Source organism: Arthrobacter ginkgonis, from assembly GCF_039540195.1.
Classification (GTDB): Bacteria; Actinomycetota; Actinomycetes; order Actinomycetales; family Micrococcaceae; genus Zafaria; species Zafaria ginkgonis.
Genome location: NZ_BAABEO010000034.1, coordinates 281,510 through 300,118, shown reverse-complemented (window position 1 = coordinate 300,118; position 18,609 = coordinate 281,510). Strand labels below are relative to the sequence as shown.

Here is an 18,609-nt window from a genome sequence, read left to right as displayed (position 1 = left end):
GGGTGTAGGCCTCCCACTTGTCGGCCTGGTGCTCGCCGTCGACGAAGCGGATGGTACCCGACTTCGAGCGCATCACGATCGACTGGGTCAGGACCTTTTTGTTGCGGTAGCGCACGCCGCGCAGCAGGTCCCCGTCGGTGATGCCGGTGGCCGCGAAGTAGCAGTTTTCGCTGGTCACCAGGTCGTTGGTGGACAGCACGCGGGTGAGGTCGTGCCCGGCGTCGATGGCCTTCTGCTTCTCCTCGTCGCTGGTCGGCCAGAGGCGTCCCTGGATGACGCCGCCCAGGCTCTTGATGGCGCAGGCGGTGACAATGCCTTCCGGGGTTCCGCCGATGCCCATGAGCACGTCCACGCCGGTTCCCTCGCGGGCCGCGGCGATGGCTCCGGCGACGTCGCCGTCCATGATGATCTTGGTGCGGGCGCCGGCGTCGCGGATCTCCTGGATCAGCGGCTGGTGGCGCTCGCGGTCCAGGATGGTCACCGTGACCTGGCTGATCTTCTTGCCCTTGGCCTTGGCGATCAGGTGCAGGTTCTGCTTGACCGGCAGGCGCAGGTCGACGAGCTCGGCGGCCTCGGGGCCGGTGACCAGCTTCTCCATGTAGAACACGGCGGAGGGGTCGAACATGGTGCCGCGTTCGGCCACGGCCAGCACGGACAGCGCGTTGTTGATGCCCAGCGCAGCCAGGCGGGTTCCGTCGATCGGGTCGACGGCGACGTCGACCTCGGCGCCGTGGCCCTCGCCGACACGCTCGCCGTTGTAAAGCATCGGGGCTTCGTCCTTCTCGCCCTCGCCGATGACGACCACGCCGTTCATGGAAACGGTGGAGAGCAGGGCGCGCATGGCGTCCACCGCGGCACCGTCGGCCGCGTTCTTGTCACCCATGCCAACCCACGGCGCGGCCGCAATGGCGGCGGCCTCGGTCACACGGACCAGCTCAAGGGCCAGGTTGCGGTCCGGTTCTGCATCCCCGACAGAAAGTCGGGGGGACAGGTGGGCGTAGTTCGTGGCTTCTGTCACGTTGCTTCCTCGTCTTCGAGTGGTTGCGGTATCCGGAAAGGGGTCGCTTCGATCATATCCCTGCGGGCCAGAGCCGCGGCTGTGACGGCCGACTCCCGCGTGCCGCGCCGCGGCCGGGACGGCGCTTGGCCGGGGTGGGGCCGGGGCCGGAGCGGGGTGTGTGCGGGCGGTCCCCGGATCGGGGACAATGGAGGGGTGAGTGAAGCGCCCAGCACCCCGTCCCCGCAGGCTCCGCCCCAGCAGGCCGCGGCCCCCTCCTCTCCCGCCGGCGAAACCCCGCAGGGCGCCGATCGCCTCGCGGAGGGCCTGGCCGCCAAGCCGGTGCTGACGCCGTCGCAGGCCAAGCGGGCCAACCAGACGCTCAAGGGCATGATCATCTCCGTGGTGCTGACCCTGCTGGTGGCCCTGCCCGTGATCGCGATGAACCCGGCCAACCGGGAGGGGACGTACAAGCGGGACATCAACGTCTCCGAGGTCGCCGCGCAGGCCGCCCAAGCCGCCGACTTCACTCCCGTCGCCCCCGTGATGCCCGAGGGCTGGTACGCAAACTTCGCGCGCTGGACCTCAGCGGGCGCCGACGGCGTGGCCTTCTGGGAGGTCGGCTTCGTCACCACCCGCGAAGGCTTCATCTGGATGCGGCAGACCTCCGACGCCAACCCGTCCTGGATCGCCCAGCAGACCGACTTCGCCCCGGTCACCGGCGTGCGCACGGTCGACGGCACCGACTGGGAACTGCGGGACAAGAGCGGCAACCGCACCCTGCTGCTCGAACGCAATGGTGCGACCGTGATGCTGACCGGGGAGTCTTCCTTCGAGGACCTGGACGAGGCCGCGCGTGCCGTCATGAAGGCGCTTCCCGCCGACGCCGGCAAGTAGGCGACGCCGCGGGAGGGATAATGTTTTTCCCATGAGCAACGATCTGCCCGTAACCCCCACCCAGCTGACCCCGGCCCAGGCCTGGCGACGTCTGCGCGAAGGCAACGACCGCTTCGTCTCCGGAACCAGCGCCCACCCCAACCAGGACGCCTCACGCCGCCAGTCCCTGGCGGAACAACAGAATCCCTTCGCGGTGATCTTCGGCTGCGCCGATTCCCGCCTTGCCGCCGAAATCATCTTCGACGTGGGCCTCGGCGACGTGTTCGTGGTCCGCACCGCCGGGCACGTGATCGACGACGCCGTGCTGGGTTCGCTCGAATACAGCGTGGCGATGCTGAACGTGCCGCTGATTGTCGTGCTGGGCCACGACAGCTGCGGAGCAGTGAGCGCCACCGTGGAGGCTTTCGAGACCGGCATCATGCCCCCGGGCTTCATCCGCGACCTCGTCGAACGCATCACCCCCTCGGTCATCACGGCCCACCGCAACGGCATCCTGGACGTCAACGGAAGCGTCGTCGAGCACGTGCAGCAGACCACCCAGCGCATGGTCGACGCGTCCAAGGTCATCTCCGCGGCGGTCGACGACGGCCGCACCGCGGTCATCGGCGTCACCTACCGGCTGGCCGAGGGCAAGGCGGAAATGGTCTCCGGCTTCGGGGCCCTGTAGCGGCCGCGGTACCGTTCTCGCCCGGCCGGGGCGGACTGTCCCCGGTCGGGCGGTCGGGCGTACGGTGAACCCATGGATTCCTCTGCCGCCTTCCGCATCGAACACGACACCATGGGCGAGGTCCGGGTTCCGGCCGACGCCCTCTACCGCGCCCAGACCCAGCGCGCCGTGGAAAACTTCCCCATCTCCGGCAAGACCCTCGAGCGCAAGCACATCGAGGCCCTCGCCCGGGTGAAGAAGGCCGCCGCGCTGGCCAACGCGGACCTGGGCGTCCTGGACGCCGAGACCGCCGATGCGATCGCCGCGGCGGCGGACCGCGTCGCGGACGGCGAATTCGATGCGCACTTCCCCATCGACGTGTTCCAGACCGGTTCGGGCACCTCCTCCAACATGAACATGAACGAGGTCCTCGCCGAACTGGCCACGCGCGCGCTCAAGGACGCCGGCAGCTCCACCACCGTCCACCCCAACGACCACGTCAACGCCTCCCAGTCCTCGAACGACGTCTTCCCCACCTCCGTGCACGTCGCGGCGGCCTCCGCGCTGGCCAACGACCTCGTCCCGGCACTGGACCACCTGGCCGCCTCCCTGGAACGCAAGTCCGAGGAGTTCAGGGACGTCGTCAAGTCCGGGCGCACGCACCTGATGGACGCGACCCCGGTGACGCTGGGCCAGGAGTTCGGCGGGTACGCGGCACAGGTCCGCTACGGCATCGAACGCATCGAGGCGTCCCTGCCGCGCGTGGCCGAGGTCCCGCTGGGCGGCACCGCGGTCGGCACCGGGATCAACACGCCCGCCGGATTCCCCCAGCGCGTCATCGCGCTGCTCGCCGAAGACACCGCCCTGCCGCTGACGGAGGCACGCAACCACTTCGAGGCCCAAGCCAACCGCGACGGCCTGGTCGAGGTGTCCGGGCAGCTGCGCACCATCGCGTACTCGATCATGAAGATCTGCAACGACCTGCGCTGGATGGGCTCCGGCCCCAACACCGGCCTGGGCGAGATCGCCATCCCGGACCTCCAGCCGGGATCCTCGATCATGCCGGGCAAGGTCAACCCGGTGATCTGCGAGGCCGCCATCATGGTTGCCGCCCAGGTGGTCGGCAACGACACCACGATCGCCCTGTCCTCCACCAACGGCGCCTTCGAACTGAACGTGGGCATCCCCGTCATGGCAGCCAACCTGCTGGAGTCCATCAGGCTGCTGGCCAACACCTCGCGCGTGATGGCGGACAAGATGGTGGACGGGATCACCGCCAACGTGGAGCGGGCGCGCTTCCTGGCCGAGGCCTCGCCCTCGATCGTGACCCCGCTGAACAAGCACATCGGGTACGAGAACGCGGCCAAGATCGCCAAGAAGGCCGTCGCCGAGGGGCTGACGGTGCGGGAGGCCACGGTGGCCTTGGGCTTCGTCGACCGCGGCGAACTGACCGTGGAGCAACTCGACGCCGCCCTGGACGTCACCACCATGACCTCCCCCTCCGGCCGATAATCCCTCCGGGAGGCGGCCCTCCCCCCTAGACGTCCCGGCCCGGCCGTCCCCCGCTCCGCGGGGGCGCCGGGCCGGGGCTTGGGTCCGGACATTTTTTTGCACTTTAAGCCTCGGAGTGCAAAACTTCACTTTGTGAATGAAAGTGCACGTTCCGAGGAGCGTCCCGCTGGCGTGCGCGAGCGCCGCAAGGCCCGCACCCGCGCGGACCTGACCACCCAGGCCCGGATGCTGACCGTCCAGCGGGGCCTGCACGGCTTTACCGTGGAGGAGCTCTGCGAGCGCGTCGGGGTGTCCCGGCGCACGTTCTTCAACTACTTCCCCACCAAGGAGGACGCCGTCGTCGGGCACGCCGACGACGGCCTGGACGACGACGTCCTCGCCGCGTTCCGCGCGGCCCGCCCTAAAGGGTGCACCGGCATCTCCCCCACCCTGCTGGGGGACCTGGTGCGCATGGTCGTGGAGCAGTCCGGCCGCACGGGGTTCAGCCAGGCGGAGGCGTGCGCCTTCGCCACGGCCATTCACCGCGAACCCCAGCTGCTGGCCCGGATCGTGCACACCGGCCCGGAGCGCGAGCGCGCGTTCGCCGAGCTGATCGCCGACCGCGAGGGCGTGGAGGCTGACCACCCGGTGGTGACGGCCGCCGTCGTCGTCTTCGCCGGCCTCCTGCACCGGGCCGCGGCCCGGTACTTCCAGGCGGACAACACCCGCCCCCATGCCGAGATCCTCACCGAGCTGCTGGCCGGCGCGCAGGAACTGTTCCGCCAGGACCTCTCCCCCTAGCCGGCCCGCCGCCCGCACCCTCCTCTCCCCAGCCCTAGCCGCCCACGCCAGGGCGCCGCCGCGCGCCCGCGCACCAACCAACCACCCCGAAGGGACCCCATGGCCACCGCCACCGGATCCGCGATGCCGCCCGCCACGGAGCAGCCGCTCCTGCTGACCCAGCGCCGCATCTGGATCATCTTCTCCGCGCTCATCGCGGGCATGCTGCTCTCCAGCCTGGACCAGACCATCGTTTCCACCGCCATGCCGACCATCGTCGGCCAGCTCGGCGGTGTCGAGAACCAGGCGTGGATCACCACCGCCTACCTGCTGGCCACCACCATCGTGATGCCCATCTACGGCAAGTTCGGCGACGTGCTGGGCCGGCGCAACCTGTTCCTGGTCGCGATCGCGCTGTTCACGCTCGCGTCCGTGGGCTGCGCCCTGGCCACCGACTTCTGGGCCTTCGTGGTCTTCCGTGCCATCCAGGGCCTCGGCGGCGGCGGCATGATGATCCTCAGCCAGGCGATCATCGCGGACATCGTCCCGGCCAACCAGCGCGGCAAGTACATGGGCCCGCTGGGCGGCATCTTCGGCCTGTCCGCGGTCGCCGGCCCGCTGCTGGGCGGCTTCTTCGTGGACCACCTGACGTGGGAGTGGGCCTTCTACATCAACATTCCGATCGGCATCGCCGCTTTCGCGATCGCCTGGTTCGCGCTGACGCTGCCGGGCAAGCGGGCCACCAAGCGGATCGACGTCCCCGGCGTGGTGCTCCTCTCCGCCGCCACCACCTGCCTGGTGTTCTTCTCCGAGTTCGGCGGCAACAAGGACCACGGCTGGGCCGCCCCCGAAACCTGGATGTGGGGCGCCGGGCTGGCCGTCGCCGCAACGCTGTTCATCCTGGTCGAGTCCCGCGCGGAGGATCCGATCATCCCGCTGGCGCTCTTCCGCAGCCCGGTGTTCGTGAACGCCACCGCGATCGGCCTGACCCTGGGCCTGGGCATGTTCTCCGCCATCGCGTTCGTGCCGACCTTCCTGCAGATGTCCTCCGGCACCTCCGCCGCCGTCTCCGGCCTGCTGATGCTGCCGATGATGGTCGGCCTGATGGGCACCTCGATCTGGTCCGGCATCGCCATCAGCAAGAGCGGCCGGTACAAGCCCTTCCCCATCGCCGGCACCGTGCTGACGGCCGCGGCGATGCTGGCCATGACCACGCTGGCGGCGGACACCCCGATCTGGCTGGTCTGCGCCTACATGTTCCTTTTCGGCGCGGGCCTGGGCCTGATCATGCAGGTGGTGGTCCTGGTGGTGCAGAACGCCGTGGACCCGGCCATGGTCGGCACCGCGACCAGCACCAACAACTACTTCCGCGAGGTGGGCGCTGCCCTGGGCGTGGCGATCTTCGGCGCGATCTTCACCAACAACCTCTCGGAGAAGCTCACCGGGATCTTCACCTCCGCCGGGGCCTCCGCGCAGGATGCCGGCAACGCCACCGCCAGCCTGGACCCGCAGGCGCTCAGCGCCCTGCCCGAGCCGGTCCGCGACGCGATCGTCACCGCCTACGCCGATTCGCTGGCCCCGGTGTTCTGGTACCTGGTCCCGTTCATCGCGCTGGCGTTCCTGCTGGCCCTGTTCCTCAAGCAGATCCCGCTCTCCGACGTCGCCGGCATGGTGGCCCGCGGCGAGGCGATCGGCGGCGCCGAGGCCGAGGCCCTCGAGGCGGCCGCGCGGTCGGGGAACGCACGCCCCGAGGATGCCCCGAGCAAGGAAGATCCTGCCGAGGACGCCCGCACGGGGGCCGACTGGCGCTAGGTGAGGAACTTCGGCGCCGGGTCCGGGTCCACCGCCCAGGCCAGGGCCCTGAGGTGCTTGGGCGGAAGGTCGGGCAGGTCCTCCAGCGGGAACCAGCGCACGTCGGTGTTCTCGTCGTCGTTCACGCGGGCCTGCCCGGCCACGTATTCGAGGCCGAACACCACGTCCAGGTACTGGGCCTGGTCGCCGTTGGGGTAGACCACCGGGTCGGTGGTGCCCACCCCGGCCAGGCGGACCACGCGGGCGCTGACCCCGGTCTCCTCCAGCACCTCGCGGACGCAGCCGCGGGCCGGTTCCTCGCCCGGTTCCAGGATGCCGGCCGGCAGCGTCCACCGGCCGTTGTCGGCCCGGCGGACCAGCAGCACCTCGCCGGCGCCGTCGTTTCCGGGGCCGTCATTCCCGCCTTCGCCTTCGCCGCCGTCGTCCGCGGCCGGCGCGCCGGGGCGCAGCACCACCGCCTTTACGCCGGGCAGCCAGAGCGGATCGGTGCCGATCTTCGCGCGCAGCGCCAGGATGAAGTCCGGGATCGGCATCAGCCGGCCACCAGCAGCGCCGCGGCGGTCCCGACCACCATGAAGGGCCCGAACGCGAACGCGGACTTGCGGGTGCCCCGGCGGGCGACGATCATCGCGATCCCGAACAGCCCGCCCAGCACAAACGTCGCCAAGGTGGCCAGCATCAGGTGCTCCCAGGTCAGGAAGCCCAGGTACATCCCCAGAATCCCTGCCAGCTTCACGTCCCCCATCCCCATGCCGCCGGGCTGCACCAGATGCAGGAGCAGGTAGAAGGCAAACAGGGCGATCCCGGCCAGGGCCAGGCGCAGCAGCGCGCCCCAGTCGGCGGAGAGCGCCGCCGCCGCCCCGAGCAGCACCAGCGCTGCCGGGTACCAGGGGAAGATGATGCGGTTGGGCAACAGGCGGGTGCGCGCATCGATCCAGGCCAGCCTGGCCCCGTTGACCACGAACAGCAGCAGGGCCAGGGCCAGGGGCACGACGGCGGCCGGATGGTCCGCACGGAGGGCGCCGAGGGCGTCGATCATGGCCCCACGCTACCCCAGCGTCCCGCGGCGCCCGCTCTCCGGCACGCAGCAGTTCGGCAGGTCCAGCCCGGCGCGCCCTGACCTACACTGTGGGCATGGCGAACCCCGCCGCCCCGCGGCCGCACTCCGTTCCCTCCCCGAGCCCTGTCCCCTCACCGAACCCCATCCCCTCCCCGAATCGGCGCCCCTTCCCGGATCCGGGGATCTCGCGGGAGCGGACGGCCGCGTTCCGCCGGCTGTGCCGGTCCTCGCCGTGGCGGTGGAACACGCTGCGCTTCGAGGTCGCATGGTTCGGGATCGAGGGATTCGGGTCAGGTGCCGCTCCCGGGACGCCGGCCGGGGCCGCCGGTCCGGTTCCCGAGGCCGCGCCCACCCGGGTGCGGGCGTGGCTGCGCCGGCCGAACGCGCTGCGGGTGGAGACGCTGGACGGGCACCTGCTGCACAGCACCACGCGCATCAACGCCTCGCGCAGCCTCTTCTATGCGGTGGGGACGCGCACCTCCTGGATGCTCCCCCCGCAGCTGACCACGCCGGTGTACGACGACGACGGCCTGGTCCGGCGCCGTCCGGAGGCGGCCTACGGGGACCCCTCGTTCGGCGATCCGCGCTGGGCGGCGGTGCTGGACCCCGTGGAACTGGGCGGCACCGAACCGGCCCCCACCGAACTGCCCTTCTCCAACGCCGTGCGGGTGCTGGGGCTGGAGGAGACCACCCACGCGGGCCGTGCCGTGTTCGAGGCGGTGCTCGCCCCCAACCGGACGTACCGGGCCGCGGTGGCGGGCCATCCGCTGCTCGGTCCGTACCGCACCCGGGTCCGCATCGACGCGGTGACGGCGGTGTGCGTCTCCAGCGAGGTCCTCGAAGGCCCGGCCGCGGGCAGCGGGCACGACCTTCACATCCTCGGCGTGGACGAGTACATGCTGGATGACCTCTTCGTGGAGCACCCGGCCAACCTCACCGACGTGCGCCGCCACGTCCCGTGGGTCGTCGGCCACGGCCCCCAGCCCTCCTGACCCCAGGATTTTGCTCGCTTCCGGGCAGTGTCGGCGGGATCTTGCTCACTGCGGATGGCAATATCTCGGGAACACTGCCAGAGGGATAGCAAAATCCTTGGGGCGCGCACGGAACGACGCCGGCAGGCGGTACCTGCCGGCGTCGTTGCGTTCGCTTTGGGCTTGTTCCCTTCCTTCCGTTCGGAGACCGGCTAGTAGAGGTTGTCCTCGAGCATGTCGGTGACCAGGGCGGCGATCGGGGACCGCTCGGAACGGGTCAGCGTGACATGACCGAACAGCTGGTGCCCCTTGAGCTTCTCCACCACGGCGGCGATGCCGTCGTGGCGGCCCACGCGCAGGTTGTCGCGCTGCGCGACGTCGTGGGTGAGCACGATCCGGGAGTTCTGTCCGATGCGGCTCATCACCGTCAGCAGGACGTTCTTTTCCAGGGACTGCGCCTCGTCGACGATCACGAACGAATCGTGCAGGGACCTGCCGCGGATGTGGGTCAGCGGGAGGACCTCCAGCATGCCCCGGTCGATGACCTCCTCCATCACGTTCTCTGAAACCAGCGCCCCCAGGGTGTCGAAGACGGCCTGCGCCCAAGGGTTCATCTTCTCGTCCGAGCTGCCGGGCAGGTAGCCAAGCTCCTGCCCGCCCACCGCGTAGAGCGGGCGGAAGACGACGACCTTGCGGTGCTCCCGGCGCTCCATAACGGCCTCGAGCCCGGCGCACAGGGCCAGCGCCGACTTTCCGGTGCCGGCGCGCCCGCCGAGGGAGACGATCCCGACCTCCCGGTCGGCGAGCAGGTCGATCGCCAGCCGCTGCTCCGCGGAGCGCCCGTGCAGCCCGAACACGTCGCGGTCGCCGCGGACCAGGCGCACCAGCCCGTCGGCGCCCACCCGGCCCAGCGCGGAGCCGCGGTTGGAAAGGACCACCAGGCCGGTGTTCACGGGCTCGTCGGCCGCCGCGGCGATGGCCACCGGCTCGTTGTTGTAGAGCGCGGCGACGTCCTCGTCGGGGACGACGACCTCCGCGACCCCGGTCCAGCCGGAGTCCTTGACCAGCTCGTTGCGGTACTCGTCGGCCTGCAGCCCCATCGCGGAGGCCTTGACGCGCATCGGCAGGTCCTTGGAGACCACCGTGACGTCGCGCCCCTCGTCGCTGAAGTTCTTCGCCACCGCGAGGATGCGCGAATCGTTGTCGCTGCCGCGGAAGCCCACCGGCAGCACGTCGGTGGAGACGTGGTTGAGTTCGATCCGCAGCGAGCCGCCGCCAGCCAGCGGCAGCGGCTTGTCGAGCCCGTCGTGCTCCACCCGGAGCTGGTCCAGCAGGCGCAGCGCGGTGCGGGCGAAGAAGCCGACCTCGGGGTCCTGGCGCTTCTTCTCCAGTTCCGAGATCACCACGATCGGCACGATCACCTCGTGCTCGGCGAAGCGAAGGACGGCGCGCGGGTCGGCGATCAGCACGGAGGTGTCGAGCACGTACGACTTCTCGCCCACGCTCAGCCGTTCAGCGGTGGCCCCCGCCACCGCGGCGTCCGCATCATTCCGGGTCGCAGTCTCCATGCGGACCGCGGAGGGTGCGGTCCGTGCGCTGCGGGATGCGGTTTGGGTCTTTGCTGCCACGATGTCTCCCAACCAGGGCCGGAACCCTACATCTGTCTCGGTGCGGGATACGGACCGGCCGCGGGGCCGGTCCGGCCCCTTCCGAGCGAGAGAATCATCCCCACTGGCGGCCTTTCCGATCGGTGCGGCACGGTGCCGTCCGATAAGCCAAAATTACGCCCGCAAAGCCTCCACGGAGGTCACGGAACGGTTAAATCCTGATGAACGGATGCCGATCTCCGACAGGTGCGGGATAGGCTGATTGACAAGGCGGGACGCTGCTGGATGGTGCCCTTCGAGGGTCCGCTGCGCGGCCGGAAACGGACCCGGCGGTCCGTGCCGATACCGTTACCGCTGCTAGGAACCGAAGCGGCGCTGGCGGTTCTCGAAGTCGCGCAGGGCGCGCAGGAAGTCGATCTTGCGGAAGTCCGGCCACAGCGCCTCGCAGAAGTAGAACTCGCTGTAGGCGCTCTGCCACGTCAGGAATCCGGAGAGCCGCTGCTCGCCCGAGGTGCGGATGAGCAGGTCCGGGTCGGGCTGGCCCCGGGTGTAGAGGTAGCGGGAAATCCGGTCCGCATCGAGGGTGTCGGCGACCTGGGCCGCGGTCATCCCCCGCGCGTCGGCGTCGCGAAGCAATTCCTTCACCGCGTCGACGATTTCGCGCCGGCCCCCGTAGCCGACGGCCACGTTCACGTGCAGTCCGGTGGCGCTCCCTGTCGTTTCGGCCAGCCGGTCCAGCTTGGCGGAGAGGGAGGCCGGCAGCAGCTCGAGCGCCCCGACCGGCTGCACCCTCAGGTTCCCGGATTCGGCCAGCCGGTCCAGCATGTTGGCGATGATGCCCATCAGCTGCTCCAGCTCGTCGCTGGAGCGGCTCATGTTGTCGGTGGAGAGCATGTAGAGGGTGACGACCTCGATCTTCAGGTCGGCGCACCAGCCCAGGAATTCGACGATCTTGTCCGCCCCGACCTGGTGGCCGTGGGCCGTGGGCGCACCGGCCAGCTTGGCCCACCGGCGGTTGCCGTCCACCACGACGCCGATGTGCCGCGGCAGCTTTCCCGCCGACAGTTCCCGCACCATCTTCCGCGCGTATATTCCGTACACGAACGCCGGAAGCTCCACCGCATCCTCCTCGCGTTGACCGCGGGCCCTGGCGCCCGCACGTCCAACGCTACCGGTTCCGCGGCGCGGGGAACGACCGGCCGGACGCGACGCCGGACACGCCCGGCCCGTGCCGGCGTCGGCCTGCTTCGGGTCCGGAGGGTTACCCATGCGTAGGCTAGAATTTCGCCATGGCCGCCAAGCCCCCCGAACGGGTCCTGTCCCCCGAGATCAAGCCCCGGCTGCGCGGCTGGATCCATGCCGCCATGGCCCCGCTAGCACTGGCCGCGGGCATCGTCCTGGTGGCGCTGGCTCCCACGCCCGGCGGGAAGCTGGTCTCCGCGGTGTACGCGCTGACGGGGCTGCTGCTGTTCACCGTGAGTGCGATCTACCACCGCGGCAACTGGTCGCCCCGGGTGAGGCTGGTCCTCAAGCGCCTGGACCACACCAACATCATGCTGGTGATCGCCGGCTCCTACACGCCCCTGGCCTGGGCCCTGCTGCCGCCGGACAAGGCGAGCCTGCTGCTGACCCTGGTCTGGTCCGGCGCGCTGCTGGGGGTGCTGTTCCGCGTCCTGTGGACGAACGCCCCGCGCTGGCTCTACGTCCCGGTCTACATCGCACTGGGCCTGGGCGCGCTCCTCTTCATCGGAGACTTCTTCGCGGCCAGCCCGGCCGCTGCCGTGCTCATCTGCGTGGGCGGAGCGTTCTACATCGCCGGCGCGGTCTTCTACGCGCTCCGGCGGCCCAACATCCACCTGGACTGGTTCGGCTTCCACGAACTGTTCCATGCGTTCACCGTGGCCGGGTTCACTTGCCACTTCATCGCGATCATGATCGCCGTCCTCGCGGTCCGCTGACCCTTATGCCCCCGGGTCAACCCCGAACAGAGCCGCTTCCAGCTCCCCGACGGAGCCGAACGGGGCCTCGCAGACCCCGCCCCGACACAGGTAGATGCGCAGGGTTCCGTCCGGCGCGGCCGGCCACCCCTCCGCCGGCGGCAGCACGGCTCCAGCCAGCAGCCCGGCCCGGCGGCACCGCTCGCGTTCCCCGGCGTCCCCGCCGACGGCGACCACCTCCGTTCCGGTGCCGTGGCGCAGCCTCAGCGCCACCGCCAGCGCCGTTCCGGTGGCGCCGGGCGCCCGAGGGCCCACCCCTTCGGCAAACCGGACCAGATCGGCTGCCAGGCGTCCGCGCGCGGCAGCCCGCCGGAACCGGTCCGCCTCGGGCGTGCTTCCCTTGGCAGTGTTCTCCTTGCCCGCGTTTCCCCCTGCCGGCTCCGTTTCCCCGTCGGTCCGGTCCACTGGAGCCACCTCCGTGTCCCCCAGCCCGGGGGCTGCATCGAGCCCGGCCTGCTCCAGCAGGGCGGCGGCCAGCAGCCCCACTCCGCCGGGGACCACGTCGTCGAGCGGTTCCACCGGCACCCGGCCGCCCCGGGCCTGGGACAGGAGCGGATCGTCCCCGGCGGTGTCGCGGGGTTGTCCGTCCGGCACGAACAGTCCTTCGGCGGCCTCCAGGACCGCGCCGGCCCGCCGGATCCATTCCCGCTGTCCGGTTGCGGCGGCCACGGCCTGGAATCCCAGCGCAACGGCGGCATAGTCCTCCAGCATGCCCGCCCCGGAGGGACGGCCGTCGTAGGAGACCCGCGCCAGCCGTCCTGCCGGCCCGCCCGCCGCGCCGGTTTCGGTTTCAGCCGCGCCGGGTTCGGCGCCGGACCCGTCAGCTTCGGCAGCGGCCCCCTCCGCTTCGCTCCAATGGACCCGCCAGAGGTACCCGGCCACGTCCTGGGCCAGGCGCACCATCCCCGGCTCCCCCAGCAGCAGGCCGGCCTGCGCCAGCGCCTGAACGGCCAGCCCGTTCCACGCGGCGACCACCTTGGCGTCGCGGCCCGGCTGCGGCCGTGCCGCCCGGATCCGGTCCAGTTGGGGGCGCGCGCGCTCCCAGGCCCGCCACTGCTCCTCCGTGGGGAGCCGGTCGAACGCCAGCGTCCGCGGGACGTCCCCGCCCAGCCCGCCCGTGCCACCGGGCCCGCCGGTCCCGCCGGGACCTTCCACGGGTTCCCCGTCCAGGAGCGGCTCCAGCACCGGGTACTCGTCAGGGAACGCCGCCGCCAGCTCGGCACGGGTGAACAGGTAGGTGCCGCCCTCCACGTGGCGCCCGTCGGCCATGACGGTGTCGGCATCCAGCGAGGAGGCCAGCCCCGGCCCGTCCACCGCCATGCTTCCCGCCAGCCAGGCGGCGGTCCCCGCCGCCACGCGCCGGCCCAGGGCGCGGTGGGCCGGATCGTCCGCCTGCACGGCCCACCGGGAGTAGTGGCGCAGCAGTTGGGCGTTGTCGTAGAGCATCTTCTCGAAGTGGGGAACCCGCCAGCGCGCGTCGACGCAGTAGCGGGCGAATCCGCCCCCGACGTGGTCGTACAGGGCGGACAGTGCCATGGCCTCCAGCGTGCGGTCCGCCAGTCCGGCCGCCGCGCCGGCCGTTTCCGTCCCGGAGGCGGCGCACTGGAGCAGGAAGTCCAGCGCGGACGACGGCGGGAACTTCGGTGCCGGCGAGAACCCGCCCTCCGGGGACTCGCTGCCGGCCAGGGCCGCGACGGCCGCCGCCACCGCCGCATCGGACACCGGCCCTGCCGGTCCCGTCGCGGCGGCTTCGGGGATGGCCGGCAGACCGCCCAGTCCCAGCAGTCCACGTTGCGCGTCGGTGACGGATCCGATGTGCTCGGCCAGCGCCTCGGCGTGCCGCAGCAGGTCCTCCCGCCGCTGCGCCCAGGCCTCAACGACGGCCGCCAGGACCTGCCGGAAGGCGGGCACGCCGGGGTGCGGGAGAGGCGGGAAGTAGGTGCCGGCGTGGATCGCCCGGCCGTCGGGCAGGGCGAAAACGCTCATCGGCCACCCGCCCTGCCCGGTCAGGGTCTGGGTGGCGGCCATGTAGACCGCGTCGACGTCGGGACGCTCCTCGCGGTCCACCTTGACGGGGACGAAGTGGGCGTTCAGGTATTCGGCGGTGACCGGGTCGTCGAAGGACTCGGCGGCCATAACATGGCACCAGTGGCACGCCGCGTAGCCGATGGAGAGGAAGACGGGGACGTCGCGCTCCGCGGCCGCGGCGAAGGCCTCGGGCCCGAAGGGCCACCAGTCGACCGGCTGGTGCGCGTGCTGGCGCAGGTAGGCGGACGCGGCGTGGGCGATGCGTTCGGCCATGGGTGTTCCTTGCCTGGAATGCGGCGCCTGGATGTGTGGCGCCTCAAGTCCAGCACATCGGGCACGGCAAGGATAGGGCCTGCCCCGGTAAGCGCGGGGCAGCAGGGTCCCTGCGTGGCGACGAAGTCGACACGATAGGGCCTGCCCCGCGTGCTAGCGGGCGGAGTCGCCGCCGGTCGTTTGGCCGGTGCCTTCAGTGCCCGGGCGTTGCTTGTCCACGCGCGGTGCGGGAGCGTCGTCGTCGGGCTGCAGTTCGCGGCCGCGCTCGACCATGTCCTGCTGGCGCTGCTCGGTCTCGCTCATGTAGCGCACCCGGCGGATGCGGCGCTGCATGTCACGCGCCAGCAGGATCACGCCGATCGCCACGAAAGCGGTGAACACGAACCCCACGAATCCCGGGCCGATTTCGCGTGCGGCGTCGTCGGTCTGGGTCGCGGTCGTGGCGATCAGGTGCAGGAGGTTCACTTCGGAAGGCTCTTTCTTCGGGTCCGCCGGCGGCGCCGGCACCCCACTATCTTAACCCGGCGAACAGGTCGCTCTCCGGCAGGGAGGTTTCCACGGCCGACTCCACCAGCGTGTAGTCCTCCCACGGCCAGTGGCGCGCGGCGAGCTCGGTGGGAACCTTGAAGAAAAAGCCGTCCGGGTCGATCTGCGTGCGGTGGGCCAGCAGGGCCCGGTCCCGATGCCCAAAGAATTCCGCGCATTCGATCCGCGTAGTGGTTTCGTGCGGACTCGCCCAGCCGAACATCTCGGTCCCCGGGTTCTCCTCCCAGGCCCGGACACGCTCCGCGTAGGGCGATTCGAGTCCGGCCTCCTCCATCGCGTGGTGCAGGGCCCGGAAGCGCTGCGGGTTGAAAGAGTGGTCGTAGTACAGCTTCCGCGGGGCCCAGGCCGGGCCGGCCCCGGGGTAGCGCTCCGGGTCGCCGGCGGCGCCGAACGCCTCCACGGCGACCAGGTGCGCCTGGATGTGGTCCGGATGCGGGTAGCCGCCGTTCTCGTCGTAGGAGATGACCACGTGCGGGCGGAATTCGCGCACCAGCCGCACCAGCGGCTCGGCGGCGCGCTCGAGCGGCTGGACGGCGAAGCAGCCGTAAGGCAGCGGCGGCATCGGCTCGCCCTCGGGCAGGCCCGAATCCACGAAGCCGAGCCAGCGGTGCCGGATCCCGAGGATCTGCGCGGCCTCGGCCATTTCCTCCCGGCGCAGCCCGGCCAGGTCGCGATGGGCGCGGGCCAGCGAGCCGACGGCGGCATTGAGGATGTCCCCGCGCTCGCCGCCGGTGCAGGTCGCCACCATGACTTCGGCCCCGGCGTGCGCGTAGGCGGCCATCATGGCGGCACCCTTGCTGGACTCGTCGTCCGGGTGCGCATGGACGGCCAGCAGGCGCAGGCCATCGGAGGGCGGGACGGACCGGGTCCGCGGCTGTTCCACTAGCTGTTGCTCCCTTCGGCGGCGGCACGGTCGGCCGCGGCGGGGACGTAGAATGGTGGGGATGAACCCCCACCGAACGGCACCTGCCAGCGCCACGCCTTCCGGTGCTACGTCCGAACCCAGCGTAGCCAATCGCTATGGCACGCCCAAGCGGGCCTTGGGCAAGCGCCAACGCAACGTCATCATTGCCGCCGTGCTGGCCGTCGCCGTCGTCGCGGCCGGCTTCTTTTCGTTCACGGACGGATCCAAGGTGACCTCCAAGGACATCGCCTTCGACATCCTCTCCCCCACCGGCGCGACCGTCACCTTCGACATGGAACGCAACGCCGCGGACCGCGTGGAGTGCGCCGTGAGGGTCCTCGACGACAGCTATGCGGTGGTGGGATGGAAGTCCGTGGTGTTCGAGGCCGGGGAGGGGTCCGGCCGCGAAAAGGTGCGCCGCACCGTGGAACTGCGCACCGAGGCGCTGGGCACCACCGGCGGCATCGGCGGCTGCTGGAAACTGGACTAGCTCGCGACGCGGCACCCCTCCCGGGCCCCGCCTTCTTGGGGCGGGACCAAAGTGGGGCTAATATCTACCGAATACGATCCACCCCGCCGGATGCTGGTGACGGACCGAGGTTCATCACCGGCACAGGCGGGGTCTTTGCTTGCGGAAGACTTTCGCGCAGGCGGGAAAGTTGCGTCGACCGGTCCACGGATCGGCAGGCCCGTCACTACCAAGGAGAAGCCCGTGACCACCACCAACGAACCTGTTGTCTGGCTCACCCAGGAGGCGTTCGCGCGCCTGACCGCCGAACTCGAGCACCTGTCCGGTCCCGGCCGGGCGGAGATCGTGGCGCGCATCGAGCAGGCCCGCTCCGAGGGTGACCTGAAGGAGAACGGCGGCTACCACGCCGCCAAGGAAGAGCAGGGCAAGGCCGAGGCACGCATCGCGTACCTCAAGGACATGCTGGGCAAGGCCCACGTGGGCGAGGCCCCGGCCGACGACGGCATCGTCGAGCCCGGCATGCTGGTCGAGGCGGTCATCGCCGGGGACAAGACCGTGTTCCTGTTCGGTTCCCGCGAGGTGGCGGGCGATTCCGATCTGGACGTCTACAGCGAGAAGTCCCCGATCGGCGCCGCCGTGCACGGCAAGAAGGCCGGCGACAAGCTGAGCTACACCGCGCCGAATGGCCGCGAGATCTCGGTGGAGATCCTTTCCGCCAAGCCGTACACCGGCTAGCGGAACCGCACCGCACGGCGAAAGGCCGGCGTCCCGGGCAGCCCCGGTGACGCCGGCCTTTCGCGTTGCCGGCCGTCCCCCGCCAGCGCGGGGCAGCAGGGGCCTGCTGCCCCGCGCGCTAGTGGACGACGACCGGCTGGAAGCCTTCGGCGCGCAGGTTCTGCAGGACCTGCTCCGAGTGGGTGTGGCCCTTGGTCTCCATGTCGATGGTGATCGCGACATCGCCCATGCTCAGCGCGCCGCCGATCCGGGTGTGGTCCACGCGGGTGACGTTGGCGTCGGATTCGGCGATGACGCGCGAGATCGTGGCCAGGGAGCCCGGGCGGTCGTCGAGCATGATGCGCACGGTCAGGTAGCGGCCGGCCACGGACAGGCCGCGCTGGATGACCTTGAGCATCAGCAGCGGGTCGATGTTGCCGCCGGAGAGGATGACCGCGACCTTCTTCGGGTGGACGCCGATCTCCTCGAGCTTGCCGTCGAGCAAGGCCGCGACGCCCACCGCGCCGGCGGGCTCCACCACCAGCTTGGAGCGCTCGAGCAGGAACACCAGGGCGGCGGCCAGGGAGTCCTCGCTGACCGTGATGACGTCGTCCACCAGTTCGCGGATGATCTGGAACGGCAGCTGGCCGGGCCGGCCGACCGCGATGCCGTCGGCGATTGTTGAGACGCGCTCCAGCGGGACCAGGGCGTCCGCCGCGAGGGAGGGCGGGTACGCGGCCGCGTTCTCCGCCTGCACGCCGATGACCTTGATCTCGCGGCCGAGCTCGGCGGCCTTGGCCTTGATCGCCACGGCCACGCCGGCCAGCAGGCCGCCGCCGCCGACGCCCATAAGCACCGTGTCGACGTCGGGGAGCTGCTCCAGCAGCTCCAGCCCGATCGTGCCCTGGCCGGCGATGATGTCCGGGTCGTCGTAGGGCGGGACGAACACCGCCCCGCTGCTCTCCGCGTAGCGCTGCGCCTCGGCCAGCGCCTCGTCCACGTTGTGCCCGTGCAGGATGACCTCGGCGCCGTGGTCCCGGGTGGCGGTCAGCTTGGGCAGCGCGACGCCGAGCGGCATGTAGATGCGGGCCTTGATGCCCAGGCGCTTGGCCGCCTGGGCCACGCCCTGGGCATGGTTGCCGGCGGAGGCCGCCACCACGCCGCGGGCCTTCTCCTCGGGGCTGAGCTTGGCCATGCGCACGTAGGCGCCGCGCACCTTGAAGGAGCCGGCCCGCTGGAGGTTCTCGCACTTGAGGAAAACCTCGGATCCGGTGGCCAGGCCCAGGGCCCGCGAGTGCTGGACCGGGGTGTATTCGACGACGCCCTCGAGCACGGTGCGGGCGGCCTCGACGTCGGCGAGGGTGACGGGCAGTTGGGTCTTTTGGAACATCGGGGACCTTCTGGAACGTGGACTGGG

The 18,609-nt window shown here is 70.8% G+C and carries 18 protein-coding genes; 9 read left to right on the top strand and 9 right to left on the bottom strand.

The window, feature by feature from the left end:
• Positions 1–1,018, bottom strand: a 1,018-nt coding sequence (gene glpX, locus ABD912_RS22270) for a class II fructose-bisphosphatase (RefSeq protein ID WP_345154448.1), incomplete at its 3' end; no start/stop codon positions are given.
• A gap of 195 nt (positions 1,019–1,213) precedes the next feature.
• Between glpX and ABD912_RS22265 the strand changes: the two genes are divergently transcribed.
• The 5 genes from ABD912_RS22265 to ABD912_RS22245 all read left to right on the top strand — a co-directional run bounded on the left by ABD912_RS22265 (position 1,214) and on the right by ABD912_RS22245 (position 6,623).
• The gene (locus ABD912_RS22265; protein WP_345154446.1) at positions 1,214–1,894 is read left to right on the top strand and encodes a DUF4245 domain-containing protein; all 681 of its coding nucleotides are present in this window, start codon (positions 1,214–1,216) and stop codon (positions 1,892–1,894) included.
• A gap of 31 nt (positions 1,895–1,925) precedes the next feature.
• Positions 1,926–2,561: a carbonic anhydrase gene (locus ABD912_RS22260; protein ID WP_345154443.1), complete on the top strand. Its 636-nt coding sequence runs from the start codon at positions 1,926–1,928 to the stop codon at positions 2,559–2,561.
• A gap of 72 nt (positions 2,562–2,633) precedes the next feature.
• Positions 2,634–4,052, top strand: a complete 1,419-nt coding sequence (locus tag ABD912_RS22255) for a class II fumarate hydratase (protein ID WP_345154442.1) — start codon at positions 2,634–2,636, stop codon at positions 4,050–4,052.
• A gap of 132 nt (positions 4,053–4,184) precedes the next feature.
• Positions 4,185–4,832 (top strand): TetR/AcrR family transcriptional regulator, encoded by a 648-nt coding sequence (locus ABD912_RS22250; protein ID WP_345154440.1) that lies wholly within the window; start codon positions 4,185–4,187, stop codon positions 4,830–4,832.
• 99 nt (positions 4,833–4,931) lie between these two features.
• Positions 4,932–6,623 carry an MDR family MFS transporter gene (locus tag ABD912_RS22245; protein ID WP_345154438.1) on the top strand — a complete coding sequence of 564 codons (1,692 nt, stop codon included), beginning with the start codon at positions 4,932–4,934 and terminating at the stop codon, positions 6,621–6,623.
• On the opposite strand, the gene ABD912_RS22240 is transcribed toward ABD912_RS22245, so the two are convergent.
• Both ABD912_RS22240 and ABD912_RS22235 read right to left on the bottom strand, forming a co-directional pair.
• Positions 6,620–7,156, bottom strand: coding sequence for an NUDIX hydrolase (locus ABD912_RS22240; RefSeq protein ID WP_345154435.1), 537 nt, complete (start codon positions 7,154–7,156; stop codon positions 6,620–6,622). The two genes, ABD912_RS22245 and ABD912_RS22240, sit on opposite strands and share 4 nt — an antisense overlap.
• Positions 7,156–7,662 carry an A24 family peptidase gene (locus tag ABD912_RS22235; protein WP_345154433.1) on the bottom strand — a complete coding sequence of 169 codons (507 nt, stop codon included), beginning with the start codon at positions 7,660–7,662 and terminating at the stop codon, positions 7,156–7,158. Before ABD912_RS22235 ends, ABD912_RS22240 begins: the two co-directional genes overlap by 1 nt.
• Before the next feature lie 95 nt (positions 7,663–7,757).
• Between ABD912_RS22235 and ABD912_RS22230 the strand changes: the two genes are divergently transcribed.
• Complete coding sequence (locus tag ABD912_RS22230; protein WP_345154431.1) at positions 7,758–8,675, top strand: hypothetical protein; 918 nt, start codon at positions 7,758–7,760, stop codon at positions 8,673–8,675.
• A 191-nt stretch (positions 8,676–8,866) separates the two neighbouring features.
• On the opposite strand, the gene ABD912_RS22225 is transcribed toward ABD912_RS22230, so the two are convergent.
• Positions 8,867–10,222: a PhoH family protein gene (locus ABD912_RS22225; protein WP_345154468.1), complete on the bottom strand. Its 1,356-nt coding sequence runs from the start codon at positions 10,220–10,222 to the stop codon at positions 8,867–8,869.
• 396 nt (positions 10,223–10,618) lie between these two features.
• The gene (locus ABD912_RS22220) at positions 10,619–11,380 is read right to left on the bottom strand and encodes an isoprenyl transferase (protein ID WP_345154428.1); all 762 of its coding nucleotides are present in this window, start codon (positions 11,378–11,380) and stop codon (positions 10,619–10,621) included.
• Positions 11,381–11,550: 170 nt separating this feature from the next.
• Here ABD912_RS22220 and trhA point away from each other — a divergent pair, with 170 nt between their 5' ends.
• Positions 11,551–12,219 carry a PAQR family membrane homeostasis protein TrhA gene (gene trhA, locus ABD912_RS22215; protein WP_345154426.1) on the top strand — a complete coding sequence of 223 codons (669 nt, stop codon included), beginning with the start codon at positions 11,551–11,553 and terminating at the stop codon, positions 12,217–12,219.
• A gap of 3 nt (positions 12,220–12,222) precedes the next feature.
• On the opposite strand, the gene ABD912_RS22210 is transcribed toward trhA, so the two are convergent.
• From ABD912_RS22210 to mca, 3 genes are all read right to left on the bottom strand, one after another.
• Positions 12,223–14,559, bottom strand: coding sequence for a thioredoxin domain-containing protein (locus ABD912_RS22210; protein WP_345154425.1), 2,337 nt, complete (start codon positions 14,557–14,559; stop codon positions 12,223–12,225).
• 153 nt (positions 14,560–14,712) lie between these two features.
• Positions 14,713–15,024 carry a hypothetical protein gene (locus ABD912_RS22205; RefSeq protein ID WP_345154424.1) on the bottom strand — a complete coding sequence of 104 codons (312 nt, stop codon included), beginning with the start codon at positions 15,022–15,024 and terminating at the stop codon, positions 14,713–14,715.
• Between the two features lie 46 nt (positions 15,025–15,070).
• On the bottom strand, positions 15,071–15,988 hold the full coding sequence (gene mca, locus ABD912_RS22200; protein ID WP_345154422.1) for a mycothiol conjugate amidase Mca: 918 nt from the start codon (positions 15,986–15,988) through the stop codon (positions 15,071–15,073).
• Positions 15,989–16,049: 61 nt separating this feature from the next.
• Here mca and ABD912_RS22195 point away from each other — a divergent pair, with 61 nt between their 5' ends.
• Both ABD912_RS22195 and greA read left to right on the top strand, forming a co-directional pair.
• On the top strand, positions 16,050–16,499 hold the full coding sequence (locus tag ABD912_RS22195) for a DUF4307 domain-containing protein (RefSeq protein ID WP_345154421.1): 450 nt from the start codon (positions 16,050–16,052) through the stop codon (positions 16,497–16,499).
• 222 nt (positions 16,500–16,721) lie between these two features.
• Positions 16,722–17,213 (top strand): transcription elongation factor GreA, encoded by a 492-nt coding sequence (greA, locus tag ABD912_RS22190; protein ID WP_345154419.1) that lies wholly within the window; start codon positions 16,722–16,724, stop codon positions 17,211–17,213.
• 118 nt (positions 17,214–17,331) lie between these two features.
• On the opposite strand, the gene ilvA is transcribed toward greA, so the two are convergent.
• Positions 17,332–18,582 (bottom strand): threonine ammonia-lyase, encoded by a 1,251-nt coding sequence (gene ilvA, locus ABD912_RS22185; protein ID WP_345154417.1) that lies wholly within the window; start codon positions 18,580–18,582, stop codon positions 17,332–17,334.
• Between the last annotated feature and the right edge of the window lie 27 nt (positions 18,583–18,609).

What these genes read in the sequence shown, in the direction of transcription:
- ABD912_RS22260 (WP_345154443.1), top strand. Translation starts at nt 1,926, where the DNA reads ATGAGCAACGATCTGCCCGTAACCCCCACCCAGCTGACCCCGGCCCAG.
- ABD912_RS22255 (WP_345154442.1), top strand. Translation starts at nt 2,634, where the DNA reads ATGGATTCCTCTGCCGCCTTCCGCATCGAACACGACACCATGGGCGAG.
- ABD912_RS22245 (WP_345154438.1), top strand. Translation starts at nt 4,932, where the DNA reads ATGGCCACCGCCACCGGATCCGCGATGCCGCCCGCCACGGAGCAGCCG.
- ABD912_RS22240 (WP_345154435.1), bottom strand. Translation starts at nt 7,156, where the DNA reads ATGCCGATCCCGGACTTCATCCTGGCGCTGCGCGCGAAGATCGGCACC.
- ABD912_RS22235 (WP_345154433.1), bottom strand. Translation starts at nt 7,662, where the DNA reads ATGATCGACGCCCTCGGCGCCCTCCGTGCGGACCATCCGGCCGCCGTC.
- ABD912_RS22230 (WP_345154431.1), top strand. Translation starts at nt 7,758, where the DNA reads ATGGCGAACCCCGCCGCCCCGCGGCCGCACTCCGTTCCCTCCCCGAGC.
- ABD912_RS22225 (WP_345154468.1), bottom strand. Translation starts at nt 10,222, where the DNA reads ATGGAGACTGCGACCCGGAATGATGCGGACGCCGCGGTGGCGGGGGCC.
- trhA (WP_345154426.1), top strand. Translation starts at nt 11,551, where the DNA reads ATGGCCGCCAAGCCCCCCGAACGGGTCCTGTCCCCCGAGATCAAGCCC.
- ABD912_RS22210 (WP_345154425.1), bottom strand. Translation starts at nt 14,559, where the DNA reads ATGGCCGAACGCATCGCCCACGCCGCGTCCGCCTACCTGCGCCAGCAC.
- ABD912_RS22195 (WP_345154421.1), top strand. Translation starts at nt 16,050, where the DNA reads ATGAACCCCCACCGAACGGCACCTGCCAGCGCCACGCCTTCCGGTGCT.
- ilvA (WP_345154417.1), bottom strand. Translation starts at nt 18,582, where the DNA reads ATGTTCCAAAAGACCCAACTGCCCGTCACCCTCGCCGACGTCGAGGCC.